Source organism: Azospirillum doebereinerae, from assembly GCF_003989665.1.
Taxonomy (GTDB): domain Bacteria; phylum Pseudomonadota; class Alphaproteobacteria; order Azospirillales; family Azospirillaceae; genus Azospirillum; species Azospirillum doebereinerae.
The window spans coordinates 125083-144473 of the sequence record NZ_RZIJ01000020.1; the positions used below are offsets into that span (position 1 = coordinate 125083).

General features: G+C 68.8%; 14 protein-coding genes. 10 read left to right on the forward strand and 4 right to left on the reverse strand.

Annotation, left to right across the window (positions count from 1 at the left end; all coding sequences use genetic code 11):
- Window positions 1–2: 2 nt before the first annotated feature.
- Window positions 3–1958, forward strand: a complete 1956-nt coding sequence (locus tag EJ913_RS22510; RefSeq protein ID WP_127002084.1) for an ATP-binding protein — start codon at window positions 3–5, stop codon at window positions 1956–1958.
- 3 nt (window positions 1959–1961) lie between these two features.
- On the opposite strand, the gene EJ913_RS22515 is transcribed toward EJ913_RS22510, so the two are convergent.
- Window positions 1962–2408, reverse strand: a complete 447-nt coding sequence (locus tag EJ913_RS22515) for a hypothetical protein (protein WP_127002085.1) — start codon at window positions 2406–2408, stop codon at window positions 1962–1964.
- Between the two features lie 387 nt (window positions 2409–2795).
- Here EJ913_RS22515 and EJ913_RS22520 point away from each other — a divergent pair, with 387 nt between their 5' ends.
- From EJ913_RS22520 to EJ913_RS22555, 8 genes are all read left to right on the forward strand, one after another.
- On the forward strand, window positions 2796–3614 hold the full coding sequence (locus tag EJ913_RS22520; protein ID WP_127002087.1) for a winged helix-turn-helix domain-containing protein: 819 nt from the start codon (window positions 2796–2798) through the stop codon (window positions 3612–3614).
- Between the two features lie 234 nt (window positions 3615–3848).
- Window positions 3849–5642 (forward strand): flagellin N-terminal helical domain-containing protein, encoded by a 1794-nt coding sequence (locus EJ913_RS22525; protein WP_185909895.1) that lies wholly within the window; start codon window positions 3849–3851, stop codon window positions 5640–5642.
- Between the two features lie 118 nt (window positions 5643–5760).
- Window positions 5761–6141 (forward strand): flagellar biosynthesis regulator FlaF, encoded by a 381-nt coding sequence (gene flaF / locus EJ913_RS22530; protein ID WP_127002091.1) that lies wholly within the window; start codon window positions 5761–5763, stop codon window positions 6139–6141.
- Window positions 6131–6565 carry a flagellar biosynthesis repressor FlbT gene (locus EJ913_RS22535; RefSeq protein WP_127002093.1) on the forward strand — a complete coding sequence of 145 codons (435 nt, stop codon included), beginning with the start codon at window positions 6131–6133 and terminating at the stop codon, window positions 6563–6565. The genes flaF and EJ913_RS22535 overlap by 11 nt, the downstream gene beginning before the upstream one ends.
- 2 nt (window positions 6566–6567) lie before the next feature.
- Entirely contained in the window at window positions 6568–6960 is a 393-nt protein-coding gene (locus tag EJ913_RS22540; RefSeq protein ID WP_185909896.1) for a hypothetical protein, read from the forward strand.
- Window positions 6957–7748 carry a DUF1217 domain-containing protein gene (locus tag EJ913_RS22545; protein WP_127002095.1) on the forward strand — a complete coding sequence of 264 codons (792 nt, stop codon included), beginning with the start codon at window positions 6957–6959 and terminating at the stop codon, window positions 7746–7748. Before EJ913_RS22540 ends, EJ913_RS22545 begins: the two co-directional genes overlap by 4 nt.
- Window positions 7749–7796: 48 nt before the next feature.
- Window positions 7797–8891, forward strand: a complete 1095-nt coding sequence (locus EJ913_RS22550; RefSeq protein ID WP_127002097.1) for a hypothetical protein — start codon at window positions 7797–7799, stop codon at window positions 8889–8891.
- 95 nt (window positions 8892–8986) lie between these two features.
- Window positions 8987–10057, forward strand: coding sequence for a serine hydrolase domain-containing protein (locus EJ913_RS22555; protein ID WP_127002099.1), 1071 nt, complete (start codon window positions 8987–8989; stop codon window positions 10055–10057).
- Between the two features lie 30 nt (window positions 10058–10087).
- Here EJ913_RS22555 and EJ913_RS22560 read toward each other — a convergent pair whose 3' ends face one another.
- The 3 genes from EJ913_RS22560 to EJ913_RS22570 all read right to left on the reverse strand — a co-directional run bounded on the left by EJ913_RS22560 (window position 10088) and on the right by EJ913_RS22570 (window position 15943).
- Complete coding sequence (locus EJ913_RS22560; protein ID WP_127002101.1) at window positions 10088–10480, reverse strand: hypothetical protein; 393 nt, start codon at window positions 10478–10480, stop codon at window positions 10088–10090.
- Between the two features lie 127 nt (window positions 10481–10607).
- Window positions 10608–11921: an HlyD family type I secretion periplasmic adaptor subunit gene (locus tag EJ913_RS22565; RefSeq protein WP_127002103.1), complete on the reverse strand. Its 1314-nt coding sequence runs from the start codon at window positions 11919–11921 to the stop codon at window positions 10608–10610.
- Window positions 11922–11944: 23 nt separating this feature from the next.
- The gene (locus tag EJ913_RS22570) at window positions 11945–15943 is read right to left on the reverse strand and encodes a peptidase domain-containing ABC transporter (protein ID WP_244939459.1); all 3999 of its coding nucleotides are present in this window, start codon (window positions 15941–15943) and stop codon (window positions 11945–11947) included.
- 349 nt (window positions 15944–16292) lie between these two features.
- On the opposite strand from EJ913_RS22570, the gene EJ913_RS22575 reads away from it, so the two are divergent.
- Window positions 16293–19391: beta strand repeat-containing protein (locus tag EJ913_RS22575; protein ID WP_425321123.1), on the forward strand; the 3099-nt coding region annotated here is incomplete at its 3' end.

Here is a 19391-nt window from a genome sequence, read left to right on the forward strand (position 1 = left end):
CAGTGGATCCCTTCGAGATCGATCCGTTTGCGGTCGACCCCTTCGCGGTGCCGTCGGCGGGCGTCGATCTCGGCGAACTGCTGGGCACGGCCCCCATCGGGGTGCTGATCCTCGACGAGGCCCACACAGTCCTCTACCACAACCAGCGCGTCGCCGAGATTCTGGGCGTTGTCGGCGCCGAACTGGGCGCGGCGGTCACCGCCATTCTCAACGGCCCGATCCTGATGCACGGGTTGGACATGAGCGACATGGCCGTCGACGCCCTGCGCCCCGACGGCGAGACGCGCACCCTGCATTTGTCCTTCGGCTCCATCGCCCACGGGATGAGCGACGCGACCATCGTCTGGGTCTACGACGTGACCGAGATGCAGCGCGCCCGCGCCGAGGCCGAACGCTCGGCCCGCTACCGCTCGGCCTTCCTGGCGACGATGAGCCACGAGCTGCGCACGCCGATGAACGGCGTCGCCACCATCGCCGATCTGCTGGCCGACACCGCGCTGGACGGCGACCAGCGCGCGATGCTGCGCACCGTGCGCCAGTCGGCGGACTCGCTGCTGGCGATCCTCGACGACGTGCTCGACTTCTCCAAGATCGAGGCCGGCGCCATGGAGACGGAGGATCGGCCCTACGACCCCGCCGCCGTGCTGGACGGCATGGCGGCGATCCTGCGTCCCAGGGCGGCGCAGAAGGGGCTGGCGCTGACCCTGGAGATCGCGGACCGCGTGCCCGCCTGGGTCGGCGGCGACGGCAACCGGGTGCGGCAGATCCTCATCAATCTGGTGGGAAACGCCATCAAGTTCACCGAGCGCGGCGGCGTCGCCGTGCGCGTGTCGGCGCCGCTGCCGGACCGCCTGCGCGTCGAGGTCGAGGACAGCGGCATCGGCCTGACCGGCGAGCAGCGGCTGGGACTGTTCCGCCCCTTCGTCCAGGCCGACGCCAGCGTCGCCCGCCGCTTCGGCGGCAGCGGTCTGGGGCTTTCGATCTGCCGGGGGCTGGTGGAACTGATGGGCGGGCGCATCGGCGTGAACAGCGCGCCCGGCGAAGGGTCGCTGTTCTGGTTCGAGATCGACGCGCCGGCACGCGCGGCGCCCCCAAAGCCTGCCGTGGCGTTGCGGGAGAGCGTCGTCGGCGACTGGCTGGCGCCCGGCCGGGCGGAGGCCGAGGCGGAACGCGCCGTGGTGCTGTGCGCCGAGGACAACCCGACCAACCGCTTCGTCTTGGAGCGGGTGCTGCGGCGGCTCGGCATCGTCCACGACCTTGCCGCCGACGGGGCCGAGGCGCTGGCGATGCTGCGGCGGGACCGGCACGGGCTGGTGCTGACCGACCTGCACATGCCGGTGCTCGACGGCTACGGGCTGGCCCGCGCGATCCGCGACCGCGAGGCGGCGGAAGGGGAGGCTGGGGCCGTGCCCATCGTCGCGCTCTCCGCCGACGTGGTGCGCGGCACCGCCGAGGCGTGCCGCGCCGCCGGCATGGCCGAGCATCTGACCAAGCCGATCCGCATTGAGGCGCTGGACGCGGCCATCGCCCGGCATCTGCCGGCGGCGCTCCGGCTGCGCCGGCGGGGGAGTGGGGAGGAAGCGGTGTCGCCCGTGATCCCGGAGGCGGTCCAGGAGCGGCAGCCGGCTTCGCTGGACCTGACCCTGCTGACCGATCTGGTCGGCGACGACCCCGCTTGCATCCGGGCGGCGCTGGAGAGTTTCCAGGATTCGGCGCTGGAACTCATGAGCGGGATCGAGCGCGTCGGCGCGACGCGGGAGGCGATGATCGACGCCCATTCCCTGAAATCGTCCAGCCGCTGCGTCGGCGCCGTCCAACTCTCGCTGGCCGCCGAGGCGCTGGAAGCGGCCCTGCGCAACGGGGACGACGACGCGCCGCGGCTGGTGCCGTGCGTCCGTGCCCAGCTCGACGACAGCCTGCGCGCCATCCGCGCCGTGATCGGGCGGCTGGCCGGCTGAGCGTCAAATGCGGCTGGCGGCCGGGTACGCGGGGACCGCCGGGGCCGGCACGGACGGCGGAGGCGGCAGGCTGCCCAGCGCCATCCGGGCGCTGTCGCGCAACGGCGTGAAGTCGATCTCCGGAAAGCGCCGCAGCAGGGCGGTGTAGGAGGCCCGCGCCACCCCCGGACAGCCGATGACCTGGAACAGGTCGCCCTGGCGCAGCAGCGCCTCGGCCTCGTCGGTCTTGCGGTGGCCGGGAATGGCGGAGGCGACCGCGTACCAGCGACCGTAGGCGGCCCACATCCCTTCCACCGCCTCCCCCTCGCACTGTCCGACGACGAGAGCTTTTTCAAAGGCTTGGCGATAGTCGCTGTCGGGCGATTGTGGCACTTGGACGCACCCGGCCAGCAGGACGCCCAAAGCAGCGGTCAGGCGGACCGGAAGGACCGCAACGGTTGTTGCGCGCATGAAGACCCTCCCAAGGGTGTTGCACCGCAAGAAAAGACCATCACGGTTAAACCCGCGTTCACGTTTGTGGAGAAAGTCCACGCAAAATCAAACGAAATTAACCATTAATCGTTCGTTACAACGACGGTGCTGACCTTCGATACTTTAAAAACTCATAGCCATGCGAAGTATAAAGAGCAATGCATAAAAATTTACTCAGCATTGAAGGGTTTATGGAACATTAAAACCACGTAAAACGCCCAACGGCATATGTCATTCCAACTACCCCAATCTGTTGACAGATAGCCTTTCGATAGGTTCTCTTGTGCCTGTGATAAGGGTGAGACACGGTTAAAATTAAATAAAAAGCAATGCTTCGCCCTTGCTTGCGCACAATGGAGAATCCAAATGCAGACGCTGCTGATTGAACCGGGTGACCTGATCGCCGAAGCCATCGGGAAACAGCTCGATCTCAGTAAAATTAACCATGACCGCATCGACCTGGAAGGGCTCCGGGACCTGCTGAACGGCCATGGCCGGATCGAGATCAATCACGACGCGATCATCATCGGGGATGTCGGCGACACCGCCGCCTGCGTGGCGCTTCTGCGCGCCCAGGGGGTGACGGCGGCCATCGTCTGCCTGATCGAGCGCCGCTGCGCGAACACCACCGCCGGCATCCTGCGCGCCGGGGCCGACGACGTCCTGGTCAAGCCGATCATCAGCACGGAGATCCGGGCGCGGCTGGAGGCGATCCGCCGGCGGTCCTACGGCCTGACCAGCAACGCCGTGTCGGTCGGCCGCCTGACCGTCTTCCTCGACGGCCGCGACCCCGAGGTGGACGGCGAGCGCCTGCGGCTGAGCCAGCGCGAGCACGCGATCCTGTCGGTGCTGGCCCTGAACCACCGCCGCGTGGTCTCCAAGGAGCACATCTACGAGGAGGTCTACGGCCTGTCCGGCTCGGACCCGCTCGACAAGGTGATCGACGTCTACATCTGCAAGCTGCGCAAGAAGATCGACGCGGCGACCGGCGGCGGCCGCTACATCGAGACGGTTTATGGCCGCGGCTACAAGTTCGAGGCGCCGCCCGACCATGTCGCTCCCGACATGGCCGCGCTGCTGCTGGAACGCCTGTCGCAATCGGCGGCGCTGAACGCTGGCCGCCTGCCGATCATCCCGCCGGTTCCGGTGGTGCCGCGCGGCGCCGCGCGGGTCGCCACGCGCTGACGCCAAGTCCTGTTCTTTGCAAGGAAGGGCGCTTTTCAGAAAATTTTTCGGTAATCGCCGCTTTTTTAAAGAAACGCCGCCAGTAACGAAACGGCTGTATTTTTTACCTCGGATTAAACCGGGTTGGTCATCCTAGCTTCTGCCAACCGCGCTCCCGCAACCTGATCGGGAAGGCCCGCGCGCACCGGCCCCGGCGTCAGAAAGGCGCCATGCATCTCGCGAATGGAGATACCCATGGCCTCGATTATGACCAACGCCTCGGCGATGACCGCGCTGCAGACGCTGCGCAAGGTGACGACCGATCTGGAAGGCACCCAGGACCGCATCTCGACCGGCCTGAAGGTGAACGTCGCCAAGGACAACGCCGCCTACTGGTCGATCTCCTCGACCATGAAATCCGACGTCGCCGGCTTCAAGGCCGTCTCCGACGCTCTGGGCCTCGGCACCTCGACCGCCGTCAACGCCTCGAACGGCGCCGACAGCGTGAAGAACATGCTGACCGCCATGAAGCAGCGCATCGTCGCCGCCCAGTCGAACGGCACCGATCCGAAGTTCCTCCAGGCCGAAGTCGACCAGTACATCCAGCAGATCGAGGGCGTCGTCGCCTCGGCGTCGTTCAACGGCGACAACTGGCTGAACGTCAACTATTCGCCGGACGGCTCGGCCAAGGACCTCAACGTCGACGTTCTGGCGACGCTGAGCCGCTCCGAGAGCGGCGTGACGCCGAGCTACATCAGCTTCACCCGCCAGGACATGCGCTCCGACTCGATCCTCGGCCAGGCGACCATCGAGCAGAAGATCGACTCCACCGTGGCCGCCAAGGCCTCGCAGGTGTTCGACATCGGCACCTCCAGCGGTGTCTACATCGACGGCCAGAATCTCGGCCTCGACAAGCTGACCTTCAAGTTCACCAGCGAAGCGCTGACCGTGAACTACCAGCAGAAGAAGGTCGTCGGCGCCGGCACCTCGGTCAACGGCGACATCGTCGCCCTGACGCTGAAGCCGATCACCACCGACGTCACGGTCGACCTCAGCACCATCAAGTACACCACCGACCAGGCGACCACCGAGGCCCTGATCACCAAGGCGATCAACGACGCGATCGTCAAGCAGACCTACGCTTCGATGCTGCCGTCGGTCATCGACCAGAGCAAGACGCTGGCGGCGGCGAGCCAGCGCCAGGCGCTGGTGGATTCCGCCTACGACGTCGCCTACACCAAGCACCTCGCGCAGACCGGCAAGGCGACGGACTTCGAGGGTGCCAAGGCCTACGGCGAGGCGACCAAGCTGGCCATCGGCGCCGCCTACGACCGTGGCGACACCGCCTACAACGCCAAGCTGACGGACGGCACCACCGATCTGTTCACCGCCGCCCTCGACCTCAGCGGCGCGGCCGCCGCCCTCACGCTCGGCCTCGGCAGCGCGGCGTCGACCGCGGCGGTGACCGCGGCGACCTCCGCTCCGGGGCTGCTGGGCGCCGCCGCGCCGACCGACTTCGCGACCGCCGACGCGATGTTGAAGGACCGCACGGTCAAGTCGGCCTTCGCCACCATCGACGGCAAGCGCCAGCTGCAGTTCACCGTCGGCGCCGGCTACAAGTCCGCCACGGCCTCGGCCGACATGACCGCCGCCGGCAACAAGGTCGTCGACACCAACTACAACTCGAAGATCGAGGGGTTGTGGGTGCAGACGAAGGAAAGCGACGCCTTCGGCGGCCTCGCCGAACTGAAGCAGCTCGACGTCCAGAACAACGCGACCCGTTCGCTGGAAGCGATCGACAGCATGCTGACCAAGGTGATCGTGAAGGCCGCCGCGGTCGGCTCGATCGAAAACCGCATCGGCATCCAGACCGACTTCCTGTCCAAGCTGACCGACGCGGTCAACAAGGGCATCGGCCTGCTGATCGACGCCGACATGAACGAGGAATCGAGCCGCCTGCAGGCCCTCCAGGTCCAGCAGCAGCTCGCGACCCAGGCGCTGTCGATCGCCAACCAGGGTCCGCAGAACATCCTGTCGCTGTTCCGCTAAACCTTGGGCGGGCCGGCGTCCCTTCCCTCGGGCGCCGGCCCCTCTGCTTTTTTCGGGCCCCACCATGTGCCCGACGCGACGCGCGCCATCGACGATGTAACCCTCCAAAGGTGCGACCATGAGCATCGCCGCCTATCAGCAGACCATTCTCGACTGCGACGATCCGCGTCGGATCGAGTACCGCCTGTTCCTGCGCATCACCTTGGCCCTGGAACGGTTTCGGGAGGCCGATTGGCGTTCGGAGGGGTTAAAGGACGCCCTGTACCGGAACATGGAGCTGTGGGGCTGGCTGCGCGCCGACCTGCTGGACGACGAGAACGGCCTGCCCGAGAAGCTTCGCGCCGGTCTGGTGTCGCTGTCCTACACGGTCGACCGGCAAACCCGCGCGGTGTTGCAGGGCATGGCCGGGGTCGGCCTTCTGGTCGAGATCAACCGGGCCGTCATGCAGGGGCTGCAGGGAACGCCGCAGCCCGCCACGGAGGTGGCCGATGTCGCTTAAGCTCCGTCTCAAGCCCTTTGAGCGGGTGGTCATCAATGGCTGCGTCGTGCAGAACGAGAACCGCCGCTACACGCTGACCATCAGCAATTTCGCCCAGATCATCCGCGGCAGCGACATCATGCAGGACGAGGAGGCGACCACGCCCGTGCGCCGCTCCTATTTCGTGATCCAGAGCATGCTGCTCGATCCCGGCGCCGCGGACCGCCACGCGCCGATCATCGCCAGCATGATGGCGGATCTCTACGCGGCGTTCGCCCGGCCGGACATCCAGAACCACATCATGCAGTCGATGGGCTATGTCGCCGAGCGGGACTACTACAAGGCCCTGAGCAGCCTGCGCCCGGTTCTCGACTACGAGGACGTCGTGCTGGGACGGCCGAAGGGCCGCCCGTCCGGGCATAACGAACAGCACGCGGCGGGGTGAGCATGGCAAAGCCACTGGAGGGGGTCGGCGGCACCGGTGCTGAGCGTGGGATCACGAGCGCCGACGTGATCGCCGAGGCGCGCCAGCGCCAAGCGGACCGTCTGAAGGCGGCCCAGGCTGAAAACGACAAGCCGACGGAGATCGTCGAAGGCGCGGTGAACAGCCAGCGCTCGGCCATCCCGCCGCGCCGGGACATCCAGCCCTACCGGGTCAAGCTCGATCCCGACACCCAGCGGCTCCACACCGAGGTCCTGAACACCACGACCGGCGAGGTCATCATGCGCATCCCGCAGACCTACACCGATCCGGCCGATGCGCCGGCCGAGGACGGCGAACCGGGTGCCGAGCCCGATGGCGAAGCGGGACGCCCGCCGAAGGGGGGGGTGAAGGCATGAGCACCATCCAGGAGTACCGGCAGATCGTGCGCAACCAGGACCGCTTCGAGGGGGCGCTGCGCAAGCGCGGCGACATCCAGCGGGACATCGCCTATTTCGAGGCGAACATTGGCAAGGTTGGCACGACCGAGGCGCTGATGAAGGACGACAAGCTCTACCGCTTCGTCATGGAAGCCTTCGATCTCGGCAGCCAGACCTTCGCGCGCGGCCTCATCCGCAAGGTGCTGAACGAGGGCGTCGCCGATCCCAAATCCACCGCCAACCGCATGACCGACCCCAAGTTCAAGGAAATGGCGACGATCCTCGGCTTCAAGGAGAATGGCGGGGCCAGCCTCAAGGAACCCAAGATCGTCAAGGCCATCGTCGACCGCTTCGTCGACGTCAAGATGGAGGTCGCGGCCGACGAGACCAACCCGGCGGTCCGGCTGGCGCTCTATTTCCAGCGCCGGGCGCCTGGACTTTCCAACTGGTTCCAGGTGCTGGGCGACGCGCCGTTGCAGAAGGTCGTCTTCACGGCGCTGGACATCCCGGACGCGGCCGCCCTTCAGGACGTCGACCGGCTCGCCGAAAAACTGAGCGCGAAGTTCGACATCAAGGATTTCAAGGATCCGGCGAAGTTGCAGAAGCTCCTCGACCGCTTCGCCGCGATGTACGACCTGCGCAACGATTCGTCGGCCACCAGCGCCACCATGCCGTCCATCGGGCCGATCTCGCGCGGCGGGCGCGCATCGATCATTTCCATCGACCCGTCCATCACGATGTCGCTGATGAGCTTCCCGCGCTTCTGACGCTCGGGATCGGCCCTCGCCGACAGGAAGAGGCGGCGTGAGGAGGTCTTGGCTTTGCAGGCGGACAACAGAAAGGGACCCGACCGCATCCGCCCGCCCGCCACCACCGGCGCCGGGGCGGTCGGGCGGATGCGCGCCAGGGCCGCCGAGGGGCGCGATTCGCTCCACATCCTGCCGCTGTCGATCATTCCCCTGGAGACGCCCGGCCTGCGCCACGCGCGGCTGATCAAGAACGTCCGGCTGGAAACCGTCGCCGAGGTCTTCAACGACGCGCAGACCGGCAGCGGGCAGATCGCGCTCGACCAGCTTCCCGCCTGCTTCGGCATCGACGGGCCGGCGATGCGCCGCGACCTGCGGCTGATCGCCCAGATCGCCGAGGCCGCCAGCTTCGACGTGTACAGCCTGCGGCTGGAGCTGCGCCGCCTGAGGATCGACGTGGAGGAGGCCGGCGCGCTCCGCCTGTCCGACGCCAAGCGGGCCGAGCTGACCGGCTACATGCAGGTCTTCACCCGCCCGCTGGTCGAGCATGTCTACGGCGGCGACGGCGTGCGCGTGACCAGCATGGAAAGCCTGATCCGCCTGTTCGCCGAACCGGATGTGGAGGAGGCGCGGCGGCGTTTGCAGATGACCGCCGACCGGCTCGACATCCCGCTGAGCGAGATCCCGAACTTTCTGGAGGAATACGCCGACATCTTCCTGTCGCTGGCCTATTTCAAGCACTGCCTCGACGACATCGTGCCGGACGTGCAGGGCTTCCTCGCCTGGATGACCGAGTTGCACGGGGCCAACGAGGTGCGGCGCGACGTCCGGCAGGGCCGGCTGCTCGACGAGATCGGGCGGGATCTGACCGACATCGCCACCTCGATCACCGGGCGCTTCGAGAGCTTCGACAACCGCTCGCGTGATTTCTGGCGCAACATCAACGCCGACAGCTTCCGCACCATCCGCGACCTGATCGTCACCCACCACCTGACCATCGGCGGCGTGCTGTGCGGGCTGGCGGTGAAGATGAACCTGTGGAAGTCGCGCTTCGCGCGCGGCGGCGGGCCGATCCGCCGGCTTGAGTTCATCCGCTCGGAAATCCTGCCCGGCCTCTCCCACATCAAGGCCATCGAACAGGCGTCGCGCAACAGCCTGCGGTGACGCGGTGGCGTCCGGAGGCCTGGAAGGGGCGACGCTCCCGACACCATGCGGCGGCCACGCTTGGATGGTGGCGAAACCTCCCCATATGCCCAGGCATGAGCGCGACCCATCGATCCAGCATCGGCCGGCGGGCGGTGCTCGCCGCCGCTGCCGCCGCCTCTCTCGGCTCCGTCCTGCCGCGTGGCCTGTCCGCCGCCGAAGCGGAGAGCCCCGGAGCCGCCGGGGCGTTCGACCCGGCGCGGCTTGGCCGGGCGATCGACCGGGCGGCGGGTCTCGACCAGATCCACGGCATGGTCATCGGTCGGCACGGGAAGGTGGCGGTCGCCAAGGTGTTCCGGGGGCCGGCGCTCGGCCGCGCGGTGAACGTCAAATCGGTGTCCAAGACCATCGTCGCCTCGCTGGCCGGGATCGCGCTTGACCGTGGCGTCCTGCCCGGCGTGGACGCAAGCCTGGCCGACGTTGCGCCCGATCTCCTTCCGCCCGGCGCCGATCCACGGGTGCGCGCGATCACGGTCGCGCAGCTTCTCACCATGCAGGCCGGGCTGGAGCCGACCTCGGGGCCAGGGTATGGCCGCTGGATCGGCAGCCGGAATTGGGTTGCCGACGCGTTGGGCCGGCCCTTCGTCGCCGAGCCGGGCGAGCGGATGATCTACTCGACCGGCAGCTATCACGTGTTGGGCGCGGTGCTGGCGCGCGTCTCGGGCCGCAGCCTGCTGTCGCTGGCGCGCGAGTGGCTCGGCCAGCCGCTGGGAATCGACGTGCCGTCCTGGACGCGCGACCCGCAGGGGTTCTTCCTCGGCGGCAACAACATGGCGCTGTCGCCGCTCGACCTGTTCCGCTTCGGCGAGATGTGGAGCCGTGGCGGAGTCTGGAACGGACGGCGCGTCGTGAGCGCCGCCTGGGCGGAAGCCTCCTGGGTGGCGCGGACGCGCTCTCCGTTCTCGGGCGACGCCTACGGCTACGGCTGGTTCCTTGCCGAGGCGAACGGGCACCGGATCGCCTACGCGCGCGGCTATGGCGGGCAGATGCTGTACCTCGTACCGTCACTGGGCGTGACCGTGGTCGTCACCTCCGATCCCGGCCGTCCGGCCCGCTCGGACGGGCATGTCGGCGCCCTGAACGCCTTGTTGACCGCCGAGATCATTCCGGCCGCGGAGCTTGCCTGACGCTCCCGCAGCCCAAGTCAGGCCGAGGCGTCAGCGCCGCGCCGCGATCTCGTCCAGCTTGGTCGCGATGTCCTGTTCGAAGTTGCCGACCCACCGGTTGTAGGCGCGCTCCACCCCGTCGTTCTGGCGCTCCATGTTCTTGGCGCTGACGTATTGGATGCGGTAGCTCTGGGTCGAGAACAGGACGTCGGCCTCGGCCACCCACGGCCATTTGGTGTAGGTGGCGCGCACCTGCCCGTCCGCCAGATGCTTGAAACGCCAGCCGCGCCGCGCGCCGGCCTCGATGATCGCCGATTCGATGGCGCTCAGCGGCAGCGTCCGCGCGCCGGGGGGCACGCTGTGCTCCTGGGTCGTCGCGATCGGCTTGGTGGTCTGGCAGGCGGCCAGAAGCAGAAGGGCGGCACCGGCCACGAGTTTGCGCACGCGCCTGATCCTTGTCCAATGCAATCGGGAGGCGGCATACTCCCTTTTCGCAAAGGCTCCGTCAACGGCCGCGCTTCCGCCTCCGCCGTTTTCGCGTGTGGCCGAATGTCCGGGTTCGCCTTTCCGGTCAGCGTTCGTGGAAGCTGTCGGACAGGGCGAAGTAGATCGGCTTCAGCAGGTATTCCAGCAGCGAGCGCTCGCCGGTGGTCATGTCGACCTGCACCGTCATGCCGGGCAGGATCGGCTGGGCCGCCTCGTTCTCGCGGCCGACATGGTTGCGGCTCAGTCCGATGACGGCCTTGTAATAGGGGCGGTGCTGCTCGTCGAGGAAGGTCGTGGCGGAGATCCGGCGCAGCGTGCCGGGGATCGAGCCGTAACGGGCGAAGTCGTAGGTCAGCACCTTCACGTTGGCGCCGAGCCCGACGTGGAGCTGGCCGACGTCGCGCGGGGTGACGTGCGCCTCCACCGTCATCTCGTGGTCGACCGGGACGATCTGCATCAGCACGCCGCCTTCCGGCACCACGGCGCCGATGGTGTTGATCCGCAGATCCTGCACCAGACCCCGCACCGGCGACAGCACGGTCAGCCGCTTGGACCGGTCGTCGAGCTTGCTGCGCGCCTCGCGGAGCTGCGCGATCTCGGCGGTGACGGTGCCCATCTCGGTCACCGCGTCCTGCGACAGCTTGGCGGTCTGGTCGAGGATGCGGTTGCCGGCTTCGGCGATGGCCTGCCGGGTGGTGACGAACTGGCTTTCGATGCGCCGCTGCTCGCCCATCAGCCGGGCCTGCTCGCGCTGGGTCTCCAGCGATTGCAGCTTGGACGACAGGCCCATCGTCTCCAGCTTGTTGCGGATGTCGACCGAGCCGGTGATCAGCGCGATCTGGTCCTTGATGCTGGCCTGCTGCCCCTCGTAGAGCGCCAGTTCCGATTCGCGCTGGTCGACCTGGGAGCGCAGCACGGCGGTCGCCGTATCGCGCGCCTGGATCTGGGTGTCGAAGATCAGTTGCTGGTCGGCGACCTGCGCCGGGTCGGCCCCGGCGAAGCGCGCGAAATCCGGCGTCCGTCCGGCGGCGAAGGCGCGCAGCCGCTCGGCCCGCAGCTCCAGCGTCGTCAGGCGGGCGTTCATCTGCTCAAGCTCGGACTGGACCTGCTTGGGGTCGAACACCACCAGCGGCTGTCCGGGCTCGACCAGATCGCTGTCCTTGACCAGGATGGAGGCGACGATGCCGCCCTCCAGATGCTGGACGACCTGGGCGTTGCCCGACGGCACCACCTGACCCGGCGTGACGACCGCCTCCTTGACGGGCATCAGCGTCGCCCAGACGAGCAGGGCCACCATCAGCAGGAACAGCACGACGATCGTCGCGCGGACCAGCGACAGGGTCGCGTCGTCGGCGCTGAGCGATTTGCCGGTGGGGCGGGCGAGTTCGGAAGCGGCCATGGTCGGTCACACACAGGAAGCGGTTAGCGGGGCAGCATCGAGGCGAGGCCGAGCGGACGGTTGATCCCGCCGGCGCCGCCCGGTCCGGGCAGGCCGGACATCGGGGCGGTCTTCGCCGGGGCGATCATGCCGGCGTCCATGGTCATCACCGAATCGGCCAGGGTCAGGTGGCTCGGCCGGTGGGTGACGAGGAAGATTGTGCTGTGGCCGCGCAGGGCGGTGAGCGCGGCGTGCAGCGCCTTGTCGCCCTCGAAGTCCAGCCGGCTGGCCGGCTCGTCGAGCAGCAGGATGCGCGGACGGCGGATGTAGGCGCGGGCCAGGCAGATCTTCTGCGTCAGGCTGGGCGACAGGCGCATCGACTGGTTGTCGCCGATGCGGGTGTGCAGACCCTTGGACAGCGCCTCGACCTCGTCCAGCGCGCCGGCCAGCGACAGCGCCCAGCGCATCTCGGCCTCGTCGGCGGTCTCGTCGGCGAAGCGCAGGTTCTGCGCGACGGTGCCGTAGAACAGCGTGCTGGCCTGGGGCACGTAGCCGATCGACTTGCGCATGTCGATGGGATCCATCTGCCGGATGTCGACGCCGTCGATCCGCACGTTGCCGGCCTGGGGCGGATACAGCCCCAGCATGACCTTCAGCATCGACGACTTGCCGGCGCCGTCCGGCCCGACGATGGCGACGATCTGCCCCGGCTTGACCGTGAAGGACACGCCGACCAGCGCCGGATCGGCGTCGTTCCGGTAGCGCAGAGACACGCGCGAGAAGGACACCTCGCCCTTCAGCTTGCGCGGCGGCAGGGTGGCGCAGCGCGGCTCGCGCTCGGGCCGGATGCTCATCAGGTTGTTGATCTGTCGGGCGTTGGCGCGCAGCTGCTCGATGCGCGGCAGCATGGTGACGGCGGTCTGCAACGGCACCATCACCCGCCACAGCAGCATCATCGACGCCATCAGCGCGCCCGGCGTCATCGCGCCGCTGAACACCTGCACGGCACCGATGCCGACGGTGGCGAGCCCGGCGGCGGGCACCACCAGACCGGCCAGCGCCACGTGGGTGGCCGACAGGTTGGCGGCGGCGTGGCCGGAGCGCGCGGTCCTGGCCGAGAGCTGGTCGTAGCGGTCGCGCCAATGGGCCAGCCCGCCGACGGCGCGCAGCGCCGGCATCTTGGCGACCATCTCGACGAAGAATTCCTGCCGCTCGGTGTCGGCCCGCGCGGTGGCGGCGGTGCGGGCGCGCACCAGCGGGTGGATGGCGGCGCCGATGGCGGCGGTCAGCAACACGGCGCCCAGCGGCACCAGCGCCAGCGGCCCGCCGAGGATGGCCATCACCGCCATGTAGAACAGGGCGAAGGGCACGTCGAACAAGGCGGCGACCTGCCCCTGGCTGATGAAGTCGCGGATCGATTCCAGATCCTTCACGCGGGCGATCTGGGTGCCGATGTTGGCCCGCTCGCTCATGCCGACCGGCAGCATCAGGATGCGGTCGATGGTGGCGTTGCTGATCGAGCGGGCGATGCGCGACCCGGCATGGGCCAGCGCGCGCCCCCGGATCTGGCGCAGGGCGAAATCGCCGCCCACCACCAGCACCGCGCCGACGGCGATGGTGACCAGCGTCTCGATCGACCCGGTGGTGATCACCTTGTCGTAGATCGCCATGGTGAACAGCGGGGCCGCGATGGACAGCAGGTTGATGACGGCGCTCAGGCCCAGCACCGCCCACAGCAGCGGCACGAAGCCCTGCAGCACCGTGGCGACCCAGTTTTGGGCGACGGCGCTGGAGTCGACCGGAACGAAGACGTAGGCGGTGCCCTTGCCGGCGGTCAACGTGACCTCGGCGCGCGCGCGGCCGCTGAAGGCGGCGACCCCGTCCGCGCCGACCGACAGCAGGGTGTGGACCGCGCCGTCGCGCCCCCGGAACAGGCAGGGCAGGTGGGAGGCCTCGACGGTGGCGAGATCGACGCGCAGGCTCCGCCCCTCGAAATTCAGGCGCTGGAAGACGTCGCACAGCTCCTCGACCGTCTGCACCTCCGAGAAGTGGGGCAGGGCTTCCGCGAGCGCCAGCGGCCCGCCGCGCCAGCCCAGCGCGTCGAGCAGCGGGATCATGCAGGCGCCGACCTCCGACGATTCCGACAGGCGGCGGCGCAGCGCGTCGCTGTCGTCGTGCGCGGCCTTGATCGGCTCGGCCTTGTCGGCCGGAGCCCCGCCGGGGGTGGGGGCGGGGGAGGAGGAGACGAGAACCGGTTGGGCGGCGGGCTGGGCGCCGGGCTGGTCGGCGCCGGGTTCCGGCCGGCCGACCACGCGGCCGTCGACGATCTGGATGACCCGATCGGCGAGCGTCAGCAGGGACGGGCGGCTGGTCACCAGCAGGATGGTGACGCTGCCGCGCAGCTCTTCCAGCGCGCGGCGGAACACGGTGTCGGATTGCACGTCGAGCGAGGAGTTCGGCTCGTCCAGCAGCAGCACCGCCGGTTCGCGCACCAGCGCGCGGGCGAGGCAGATCATCTGGCGGGCGCCGCGCGGCAGCGCCTCCTGCGAGGCGTCGCCGACGATGGTCTCGTAGCCCTGCGGCAGGCTGGCGATGCGGCGGTCCAGACCGAAACGGCGGCAGACCTCCATCGCCAGATCGGCCCGGCTGGGGTCGAACAGCGTCAGGTTCTGGAGGATGGTGCCCTTGAACAGCTCCGGATTCTCGCCGACGTAGACGACGCCGCCGATCCCGCCCATCTCAGCCCCGGCGGCGCCCGAGTCGGAACCGCGCACGCCGACGCGCACCGCCCCGGCCGTCGGGCGCAGGGCGCCGAGGATCAGGCGGAGCAGCGTCGTCTTGCCCGACGCGTTGGTCGCCACCACGCCCAGAAGCTCGCCGGGGCCGACGCTGAGCGACAGCTCGTGCAGGATCTCCGGGCCGCGGTCATAAGAAAAGCGGACGCTGTCCATCTCGATGGAGCCGGGGGCCAGGGCCGGGCCAACCGCCGTCCCGACGGCCGCTGCGGCTTCGGCGGCCGGCTCGACCTCCAGCAGCACATGGCCGATGCGGCGCAGCGCCAGGGACACCGACTGGTAGCGCACCCAGCGGTCGAACAGCGCCTGCACCGGCTGCACGCAGCGTCCGGCCAGCATCGAGCAGGCGGTCAGCACGCCGGTCGTCATCGCCCCGTCGATCACCGACACGCTGCCGACGATCACCACCAGCATCATCGTGGCCTGCGCCAGGGTGGTGGCGACGACCGAGGCGGTGCCGCTCAGCCGCGCGACGTTGAAGTCCTCCTCGCTGCAGCCCTGCTGCAGGCGTTCGTGGCGCCGCAGCAGCCCGGCCTCGGCGCCCAGCCCCTTGACGGTGTGGACGCCGCTCAGCACCTCGCTGATGAAGTTCAGGCGGCGCTCTTCCAGGGTGTGGCGGTCCTCCAGCGCCCGGCGCATCCGCGTGCCGAGAAGGGAGCCGACGATCAGGAACAGCCCCAGCACCGCCAGCGGGATCAGCACCAGCCAGCCGGCCAGCAGCGCGATCAGGCCCAGGTAGAGAATCGCGAAGGGAATGTCGATGGCCGATTGCAGCGCCTGGCCGGAGTAGAACTCCCGCACCATCTTGATGGCGCGGTACACCTCGAAATGCGTGCCGATGCCCTGATGGGAGAAGGCGTTCAGCGGCATGCGCATCAGCCGCTCGATCAGCGAGCCGCTGGACTGGTGCTCGATTCGCGCGCCCATCCAGGTGGTCAACGCCGAGCGGGTCACCCGCAGCACCGCCTCCATCACCGCCGCCAGGGCGCAGCCGATGCCCAGCAGCGTCATGGTGCCGTAGGACTCGTTGGGCAGGATGCGGTCGTAGACGTGCAGCAGCGTCACCGGCAGCGCCAGGCCGAAGATGTTCAGCGCGAAGGAGGCCAGCACCAGCACGCCCTTGTCGCGGCGCAGGCCGAGCATGCCCGACAGGAGCCGGCGGGCGGCGCCTTCGGCGGCCCGGTCGCGCTCGCTGGCGGCCTTGGCGGCTTCGGCTTTGCTGATGGGTGACGGGGATGCGGGCTGCAAGACGGCCAACCTGTGGGGAAGGGTATCGGAACAGCCAATCAACACCATAATTGCTAGTGATAAGTAAATGAGCGAATAGCAACGAATGTTGACGGGGCATGACCTTTTTGAGCGGACGCTCTTCCCGTGCCCGTTTCGGGGCCGGATTCATGGGCGGTTTTTGCCGCCAGTTGCGCAGAACCCGATTTCGGCCCGACCGGACGAGGCTGCGACATACACGCGCATTACAGACGTGTGTTGAATTTCATCACACGAAGATTCTTATCACAAGCAACTCGAAGCGCTAGAACAGAGGCTCATAAGAGTCTCAAGCGGCGCGGTTGTGCGCCTTATGTTTTGGAGCGATCCGATGGCTGACGAGGCGGTTCAGGGCACCAACACCGAGGTCGACGATCGCCAGATCCTCGACGACCTGACCCTCCTCCAGCAGGTCGACGGCTCCCGTCTGGGCGGCGTCATCCACGAGGTCGCCGACGTCGAGCTGGAACGGCCCGACGACACGCTCGGCCACGTGCAGACTGATTACCGCGGCGTCGTCGACATGATGATCGGCGGTGCGGCGCAGACCGGATCCGTCGCCGGTTCGTCCACGGCGGTGGCGTCGGACCGCGCGGCGCTCGCCCAGATGCTCAACGGCGACCTGTTCCGTTCGGATGGCACGCGCGGAACCGGCCCCTTGGGTCCCGACGGGTCGGGCGTCGGGGAATCCGAGGATCGCGACCTCTCCGCCTCGAACACCGAGGCCGTGGACGTGCTGTGGTCGGCGCGGACCACGACGACCTTCGAGCAGCCCCAGGCCGGTGCCGCCGACGCGGACGACGCCGCCGGATCGACCCAGTCGGCGGGCACGGCAACCCCCGTGACGCTTCCCGACACCGTCGTTGCGGCCGATGCCGCGCTGCCGACGGTGACCACGGCCGCCGCGGCCACGACTCCGGCCGCCCCGACCCTGACCGTCGGCTCCGCCACCGGCGACGAGGACAGCGCCATCCTTCTGTCCATCGGCGCCGTGCCGGCGGCCGGCGGCGGGACCCTGTCCTTCACGTTGTCGGGTATTCCGGCCGGCGCCAGCCTGACCAACACGGCGGGCGAGACGCTGACGGTCGTCAACGGCACGATCACCCTCACCCAGAGCCAATTGACCGGGCTGGCGGTCACGCCGCCGGCCAACACCGACCAGGACTTCACCATCACCGTCACGGCGACCAGCAGCGACGGCACCACCGTGTCGGCCGGCGCCACCTCCAGCCTGCTGGTCACCGTCAACCCGGTGTCGGACACGCCGACCCTGGCGGTCCAGGCGGTCACGGGCAATGAAGACTCCGCCATTCCGCTGACCATCGATCCGGCGCTGACCGACACGGACGGGTCGGAGACGCTGACGATCACCATCAGCGGCATTCCGGACGGCGCGGTGCTGAGCAACGCGGGCGGAGCGCTGACGGTCGTCAACGGGTCGGTCACCCTGACCCCGGCGCAGTTGGCGGGGCTGACCGTCACGCCGCCGCTGAACAGCGACGCCGGCTTCACGCTGACCGTCACGGCGACCAGCACCGACGGCACCGCCGCCCCGTCCAGCGTCAGCGCGCCGCTGGTCGTCACCGTCACCCCGGTGTCCGACACGCCGACGCTGTCGGTCCAGACCGCGAGCGGGAACGAGGACACGGGCATTCCGCTGACCATCGATCCGGCGCTGACCGACACGGACGGATCGGAGACCCTGACGATCACGCTGTCGGGGATTCCGGACGGCGCGGTGCTCAGCAACACGGGCGGGGCGCTGACGGTCGTCAACGGCTCGATCACGCTGACGCCGGCGCAGTTGGCCGGGCTGAACATCACGCCGCCGGCCAACAGCGACGTGGACTTCACCCTGACGGTCACGGCAACCAGCACCGACGGCACCGCCGCTCCGGTCAGCACCAGCGCGCCGCTGCTGGTCTCGGTGACGCCGGTGTCGGACGCGCCGACCTTGACGGCTTCGGCCGCGAGCGGGAACGAGGACACGGCCATTCCGCTGGCGATCAGCCCGGCGCTGACCGACACGGACGGGTCGGAGACGCTGACGATCACGCTGTCGGGGATTCCCAACGGCGCGGTGTTGAGCAACGCGAGCGGGACGCTGACGGTGATCAACGGCGCGATCACGCTGACGCCGGACCAGTTGGCCGGCTTGGCGATCACGCCGCCGGCTAACAGCGACGCGGACTTCACGCTGACCGTCACCGCCACCAGCACCGACGGCACCGCCACCCCCGCCAGCACCAGCGCCCCGCTGGTCGTCACCGTCAACCCGGTGTCCGACATGCCGACGCTGTCGGTCCAGGCGGCGGGCGGGAACGAGGACACCGGCATCCCACTGACGATCGATTCGGCGCTGACCGACACCGACGGGTCGGAGACGCTGACGATCACGCTCAGCGGTATCCCGGCCGGCGCCAGCCTGAGCAACACGGCCGGCAACACGCTGACGATCAGCAACGGCTCGATCACCCTGACCCCGGCGCAGTTGGCCGGCCTGAAGATCACGCCGCCGGCCAACAGCGACGTGGACTTCACACTGACCGTCACAGCGACCAGCACCGACGGCACCGCAACCCCGGTCAGCACCAGCGCCCCGCTGACCGTCACCGTCAACCCGGTGTCGGACACGCCGGTCCTCAGCGTCATCGCCGCGACCGGTGACGAGGACCGCGCCATTCCGCTGAGCATCAGCGCGGCCCAGCCCGACGCCGACGGCTCGGAGACGCTGTCCTTCACCCTGTCGGGCATTCCGACCGGCGCCAGCCTGAGCAACGCGGCGGGCGAGACGCTGACGGTGGTCAACGGCTCGATCACGCTGACGCCGGGACAGTTGGCCGGCTTGGCGATCACGCCGCCGCTGAACAGCGACGCGGACTTCACGTTGACGGTCGTGGCGACCAGCACCGACGGCACGGCCGCGCCCGCCAGCACCAGCGCTCCGATCCTGGTGACCGTCAACCCGGTGTCGGACGCGCCGACGCTGAGCGTCCAGGACGCGACCGGCGCCCAGAACGCGGTCATTCCGCTGACGATCGCCCCGGCGTTGACCGACACGGACGGCTCCGAGGTTCTGACCGTCACCATCGGCGGCATCCCCGCAGGCGCCAGCCTTGCCAACGCCAACGGCGCGTTGACGGTGGTCAACGGCTCGATCACGCTGACGCCGGACCAACTGGCGGGCCTGACGATCACGCCGCCGTACAACAGCGACGACGACTTCACGCTGACCGTCACCGCGACCTCCAAGGACGGCGTCGCGGCGGTCGCGACCACGGTCGCCCCTCTTCTGGTGGTGGTCACCCCGGTGACGGATACGCCGACGCTGACGGTGTCGGCGGCGACGGGGAACGAGGACACGGGCATCCCGCTGACGATCAGCCCGGCGCTGACCGACACGGACGGGTCGGAGACGCTGACGGTCACG

Excerpts from the sequence above, each read along its gene's own strand:
- EJ913_RS22515 (WP_127002085.1), bottom strand. The coding sequence starts at position 2,408 with ATGCGCGCAACAACCGTTGCGGTCCTTCCGGTCCGCCTGACCGCTGCT.
- EJ913_RS22520 (WP_127002087.1), top strand. The coding sequence starts at position 2,796 with ATGCAGACGCTGCTGATTGAACCGGGTGACCTGATCGCCGAAGCCATC.
- EJ913_RS22525 (WP_185909895.1), top strand. The coding sequence starts at position 3,849 with ATGGCCTCGATTATGACCAACGCCTCGGCGATGACCGCGCTGCAGACG.
- flaF (WP_127002091.1), top strand. The coding sequence starts at position 5,761 with ATGAGCATCGCCGCCTATCAGCAGACCATTCTCGACTGCGACGATCCG.
- EJ913_RS22535 (WP_127002093.1), top strand. The coding sequence starts at position 6,131 with ATGTCGCTTAAGCTCCGTCTCAAGCCCTTTGAGCGGGTGGTCATCAAT.
- EJ913_RS22540 (WP_185909896.1), top strand. The coding sequence starts at position 6,568 with ATGGCAAAGCCACTGGAGGGGGTCGGCGGCACCGGTGCTGAGCGTGGG.
- EJ913_RS22545 (WP_127002095.1), top strand. The coding sequence starts at position 6,957 with ATGAGCACCATCCAGGAGTACCGGCAGATCGTGCGCAACCAGGACCGC.
- EJ913_RS22555 (WP_127002099.1), top strand. The coding sequence starts at position 8,987 with ATGAGCGCGACCCATCGATCCAGCATCGGCCGGCGGGCGGTGCTCGCC.
- EJ913_RS22565 (WP_127002103.1), bottom strand. The coding sequence starts at position 11,921 with ATGGCCGCTTCCGAACTCGCCCGCCCCACCGGCAAATCGCTCAGCGCC.